Annotated in this window: 1 protein-coding gene and 1 pseudogene; one reads left to right on the top strand and one right to left on the bottom strand. The window is 53.8% G+C overall.

The genetic code is table 11. The features are described 5' to 3' along the window. Positions 1 to 346, bottom strand: a pseudogene (locus ACXRVY_RS31390) (DUF1329 domain-containing protein); the annotation flags it as partial. A gap of 449 nt (positions 347 to 795) precedes the next feature. Here ACXRVY_RS31390 and ACXRVY_RS31385 point away from each other — a divergent pair. After that, positions 796 to 1,012, top strand: a 217-nt coding sequence (locus ACXRVY_RS31385; RefSeq protein WP_458239263.1) for a TetR family transcriptional regulator, incomplete at its 3' end; no start/stop codon positions are given.

Raw genomic sequence — 1,012 nt, 5'->3', positions numbered from 1 at the left:
GTTCCACCTGGCCGGGTGAAAGCTTGTTCACATATTGCGAGACATTGTTGGAGTCGATACTGAAAAGCGGCATATCGTTCTTGAATTTCCAGGATTGACCTCGCACCTGGCCATAAGACCAGCCACCGCCCAGCGGACCGGGCGGAGTCCAGGCCGGGATGACCCCATCGGCACTAGCCGCGACCTCCCCTCCCAGCGGCGTTAGCTTCGTACCGAGTAGCGCAGGATCCTTCTGTGCAGCTTGAACCGTGCCAATAGCAGCCAATGCTGCCAATGCCGCGATCAGATGCCTGACTCCACTTCTGGTGGAGATGCCGGCGCATGGACGCGCAATAACTTCATTCATTGGAAGATCCTCATGGGGCTGTAACCGGCGGCGCGGCCTTCCTGGAGGGAAGACTCGGGCTGTGCCACACTCTCTAATCAACTGACTTGATCACTTGACCAAGTCAATTGACCACATTGCAAACCACATGCCAAATCATGGTGATTAAATTAATTAGCTTAGTTATCAATGCGTTAGAAGTTATATCAATCTGCCAGGCAACAGCTGCTCACTCACGTGCGCACCAGCTTGTGTCAGCAGGCCGCACCAATCTGGGAATTTACGAAACAATCGTTACGTATTATCCCCGCATTGGAATGAGCTATTCATGTATGCCATTGGCAACAAAAACCCATGCGCCGATCCACATCGGCTCATGACTCGCAGACCAGTCATGCTGTAGCATCCGCCGGCGTTGACGCCGAAGCCCAGGCAGGCGCTACAGCAGTAACAATGGAGATTGCTTGACTATGGCTAGAGTGGGCGCTGAATTACGTAGACAGGACTTCGTGGAAGCCACTGTCAAAGTGATTGCTGAACATGGGGTTGCCAATGCAACGACTCGACGTATCGCCGCTGCCGCAGGCTGCCCTCTCGCGTCGCTGCACTACGTGTTTCATACAAAAGACGACCTCCTCTATGCGGTCTATGAGTCTCTTTTCAACTTGCCACACCAGGCCCTGACGA

It is taken from the genome of Pseudomonas sp. P5_A2_2 (assembly GCF_054177685.1).
Note: the sequence above shows the minus strand (reverse complement) of the source record. Positions and strands in the feature narration are given on the sequence as shown.